The organism is Prevotella sp. S7-1-8, assembly GCF_000758925.1.
Taxonomy (GTDB): domain Bacteria; phylum Bacteroidota; class Bacteroidia; order Bacteroidales; family Bacteroidaceae; genus Prevotella.
Window position 1 is genome coordinate 1 of record NZ_JRNC01000077.1, and the last position, 4,490, is coordinate 4,490.

The following is a 4,490-nucleotide window of genomic DNA, read 5'->3' on the forward strand; positions in this document are numbered from 1 at the left end:
TTGCCTTACAATTCAGTATGAAGTGTATGAGCAGCTGCACGATAAGGACGGGGGCTTGTTATGGAATGACGAGGCGAAAACACAGCCTGCCATGTGCTGGGTACAGCATATTTCATTTACAGGCTCGACAAACTTACAACATCAGCTCGACGGTCTGGACTTGTCCGAACCTGTCCGCTGCAAAATCATTAAGCAGCTCTGCGAACACGGACGCTGCTTCTATAAATTTACATCAGTAACCGAATAAATTATAACAATATGAACAAAGTAGCTTACATCGAAAGAAAGAATTTTGTGAAGTTCGACGACGAACATTATGTACTTTACCTCAATGAGGAAAGGGCGGAAGTTAGTACAGGCACTGCCGAAACAGGCGAAATGGGCGAAACCGTGCAGGGCTATGCCTATACTGGCAATATGCCAGACGGCGGCACGCTCATTGAAGCAAAAGACGTGAACGACACCAATCGCCGCGCGCGTTTCGTTGCTGGGCTTATCGGTACAGAATACGACCTCGACGCACAAATCGCCATACTGGCCAACGGCAACCATACACCGCAATGCGCAGAGGAACTGGCGGCGTTTGAGGAAAACAGGAATACCGTTAAGAAGGCTATCGACGAACTTCTTGCCCGTGAACTCTAAAACAAAGGCTTATGGCTCGCAGTATATCAGAGATTAAAAAGGAAATGACAGCGGCGTTAATCAAGCAACGCGCTGTCATTGAAAACTACGGACTGGACACACGCAAGACGTTCGACCAGCAATTCAGTGCCGTAAGTATAGAAAGCGTGCTGTTTTATGTCTTTGCCTTTGCAGTCTGGACGGTCGAGGTGTTGTTTGATAAGCACAGTGCAGAAGTGGACGCGAGAATTGAACAGCTCGAACCACATACGCTGCGCTGGTATGTGAATAAGGTAAAAGCATTTATGTACGGGCGTAAGCTCGTGGAAGATGCAGACTGCTACGACACCAGCGGAATGAACCAGACGGATATAGACGCTTTGCGCGTCGTGAAGTATGCCGTTGCGACGGAAGACAGTACGGTCGTCTATATCAAGGTGGCTGGGCAGAAGAACGGGCAGCCCTGTTTGCTGCCTGACAGCCAGTTCAAGGCGTTGCGTTCCTATGTTAATACCATTAAGGACGCAGGCGTTAGCGTAGTGCTGCGCAATGAAGCCGCAGACCTTATACAGATAAACCTCGTCGTGTACTACGACCCTACGCTAATGAACAGCAGGGGCGAACTGGCGGACGGCACTTGCCCTGTCAGTGATGCCGTGCAGAATGTCATTACCAACCTGCCGTTTAACGGTATGTACAGGAATACTGACTTATTGGCGGCCATTAAGGAAATACCAGCGGTCGTCGTGGTAGACATTGACAGTACAAGTGGCGGTATCAGGGCAAAGGCACGCACTGCGCCCGATTATTCGCAGGTGGTGGGTTATAACAGACCATATAGCGGATATTACGAAGTGAATGCACTTAATGTGAATTACAAGGAATATAAAGCAGTGGAACAATGAAATACTCGGTAGACTTTTACAGACTTGTTTTGCAGCTGCTGCCCACGTTCTTACGCCAGCCGCTTATATTCGGACTGCTGCGGGCTGCCGTTATCGGCCTGCTTGCCGTGTACAAGGCTTTCATAGCCCACCGTGGCGGCAATATATACAGACTGACACATAACGGGCAGGTCTGCTACCTGCGCGCCGTTCTTAATGATGCTTACAAAAGCCGTTATGGCCGTTTTGACATTCTGACTATAGAACGCAATGGTGACTGGTTGTATGCCATTACCGAAACGGGGACGCAAATTCGGCTGGCAAGCAGTGAAGACCAGCTGAATGATGCAGGCAAGGATGTGGACGATAACGCAAAAGTACCAGTGCTGGCAAATGAATTGATGCTGAATGCAGAGCAAAACAATTTCATTGTAAGCGTTCCTGCCGACCTCTACCAGACAAGCCTCGCGGATATTGCCGCGTTGGTGGATAAATACAAACTGATTAGTAAACGTGCCATTTATATGCAACAGTCTTAATTATGCAAAAAGCGAATTATCTAAACACAAGGACAGCGTCTGGAAATTCGGGCAAATACCCTCTTTCAACGCAGACGCTTGACTTCATTCAGCAGCAAATCATGCTGCTGCAACAGCTCGGATATATCGGCGGCAGTAAATACATACTGCGCCAGCCTGACGGAAAAAACGCAGGCTTGTGCTATATTGACGGGGAGTTCTACACGTTGTCTGCAAAGCCTGTAATGTCTGACGCTATTAAGTTCGTCTGTATAGTAACAAAGACGGAAAACATCAAGGCTGACGGCGAAACCTATACGGAAGCGCGTACATACAAGACCGCCGCCCTGTCTTCTACAAGTTCCTCCACCTGTTTTCCTATCGACAAATTTAGTGTGCTTGTCAGCAATTCTGCACTGGCAGAACAGGTAAAGCAGGCCCCACAGGTTGTTCTCGAATATCTGAAAGACGTACTGGCAGAGAAAATGCCGATGCTGGCAAAATCAGGACTGACCCGCGCGCAGCTCGACACGCTGCTAACGCCGTGCGTAATGACCTGCACTAACTCGGTGGCCATAGCTGGGCAGACAAACTACGGGCTGACCGTAATGCCCGCTGGTGCAGCTGGCTGTGTGATGCAGACGGCAATAATGGGTGACGGTACAAAGTTCACGCGTGTAAGAACAGCACAGGGCTGGGCAGGCGATTGGGCGTGGCACAGGACTGAACGTGATATGTACACCATAGAAATGCGCATTGTGCGCGGGGTGGTGCATATCAGACACGGCGAACTGCCTGCCGATGCAAAAATAATTGTGGTGCGCAAAAAACGCCGCTCCGCGTGGCGTTCCACGGGCGGCGCAAAGTCGTACACACATAACAAAGGCAAGCGTATCAAGCGCGCCCCTAAACGTGCTTGGGTGCATTACAAAGGCATTGTGCTGAACAACGGAAAGGCGGACGAATGGTATGTGCCGCACTGTATTGCCGTGGCAAACAGCAAAGCCGACGCAGATTTGTTAAGCAAGGAAATGGGCGGCCTATGCGGGCCATTGATAAAGCAGCTTCCAAACGACAGCGACGGAAACGAGGTATATAGCGTATCAGGCGTGCGCAAAAGAGTTACTGCTGGGAAGCGCACTGCTAAAAGCAAGGCCAGCGGTTATGTCGAGATCGGTATTCAGGTCGTTAGAAATGATGCTGACGGCACGCGAATGGTTGGCGGAGAGGTGGCACGGCTAAAATACCGCATACAAAACAAGCGTGTGAATACAGGTAAAAAAGTTCTTATTTCAGGAATAACCCGCAAAGTTTATAAAAGGGTGTTTTACCGCAGTTTTTCGATGCGTTAGGGTACAAAAAAAGCGGGGTAGTCTTACTCCGCTTAAAGTCCCCTCGGTCGTGGCACAATGTAGAAAATTCATTTTGAAAGTCTTTATCTGGCTTTGCTAAGTATCACCAAATAGCCGAATGCTTTTCGCACTACGGAGGTAATAACTGTTATTCTGGGGACGGGTTCGTAACTTTGCTCGTTTTCCCCCTTTTCGCTTGGGGAATGTTCCGCACTTCGCTTGGAGTCCCTGACTGGGACAAGCACGTGGCCGTAGCCGACAAACCTAATGTGTTTACAAAGGTAATAATAATATGCTGAATATCAAAATAATTTGGGTGTTTTTTACGCTGAATGAAAGAAAAAAAGTACACAGGCAGTCCGCTGCCTTTTCGCGGGTCAAAACGCTACTATGCAAAGCGTTTTAGGGAAGTGTTACAGCAGGTTGGCGACGTTGATACGATAGTCGACTTGTTCGGTGGTTCTGGTTTGCTTGCGCGTGTGGCAAAAGATACGCTGCCACATTGCCGCGTAATTTATAACGACTTCGACTACTATGTAGATAGATTGGCAAAGATATGCGAAACAAATGCGCTGCTGCACGAAATCGCGCCTTTGCTCACCAATATACAGAGAGATAAGAAAGTGTCGCCAGAAGTCAAAAGAAAGGCTTTGTCGTTGATGCTGAAACATCAGCAACGCGGCGATGTTGATTATATAACGCTGTCAGCTTCGCTTTTGTTCTCTGGAAACTGGGCGCAAAGCTATGAGCAAATGGCAAAGCAGACAATGTACAACAGAATGGTTCACGGCGATTATGATGCGACAAACTACCTTAATGGGCTGGAAGTGGCGCACGAAGACTATAGAACGCTGTTTGATGCGCATAAAGACAACAAACGTGCTTTGTTCGTTCTCGACCCGCCTTATTTGCAGACGGAAATAACCGCGTACAAAGAAGACTCATACTGGCAATTAAAAGACTATTTAGACGTTCTGACGCTGATACAGCAGACAAAGTACGTTTGTTTACGTCTGGCAAAAGTCAGATATTAGAGCTTTGCCAGTGGCTTAATCAAAGCTACAACGCAGGACTTCTGAAAGGTTCTGTCAAGTACGAACGGAACAGCAGAA

5 protein-coding genes and 1 pseudogene are annotated in these 4,490 nt (G+C 48.3%); all 6 read left to right on the forward strand.

Annotated features, from left to right (window positions below; all coding sequences use genetic code 11):
- Nucleotides 1-247, forward strand: a pseudogene (locus HMPREF1640_RS13780) (RNA-dependent DNA polymerase); the annotation flags it as partial.
- A gap of 11 nt (nucleotides 248-258) precedes the next feature.
- On the forward strand, nucleotides 259-645 hold the full coding sequence (locus tag HMPREF1640_RS10900) for a hypothetical protein (RefSeq protein ID WP_052051814.1): 387 nt from the start codon (nucleotides 259-261) through the stop codon (nucleotides 643-645).
- Between the two features lie 11 nt (nucleotides 646-656).
- On the forward strand, nucleotides 657-1,529 hold the full coding sequence (locus HMPREF1640_RS10905) for a hypothetical protein (RefSeq protein WP_052051815.1): 873 nt from the start codon (nucleotides 657-659) through the stop codon (nucleotides 1,527-1,529).
- A complete protein-coding gene (locus tag HMPREF1640_RS12635) occupies nucleotides 1,526-2,047 on the forward strand; it encodes a hypothetical protein (protein WP_052051816.1) in 522 nt (173 codons plus the stop codon). Before HMPREF1640_RS10905 ends, HMPREF1640_RS12635 begins: the two co-directional genes overlap by 4 nt.
- Nucleotides 2,048-2,049: 2 nt before the next feature.
- Nucleotides 2,050-3,378, forward strand: coding sequence for a pyocin knob domain-containing protein (locus HMPREF1640_RS10915; protein WP_036894682.1), 1,329 nt, complete (start codon nucleotides 2,050-2,052; stop codon nucleotides 3,376-3,378).
- A gap of 332 nt (nucleotides 3,379-3,710) precedes the next feature.
- On the forward strand, nucleotides 3,711-4,412 hold the full coding sequence (locus HMPREF1640_RS10920; RefSeq protein WP_052051817.1) for a DNA adenine methylase: 702 nt from the start codon (nucleotides 3,711-3,713) through the stop codon (nucleotides 4,410-4,412).
- The last annotated feature ends 78 nt before the right edge of the window (nucleotides 4,413-4,490 follow it).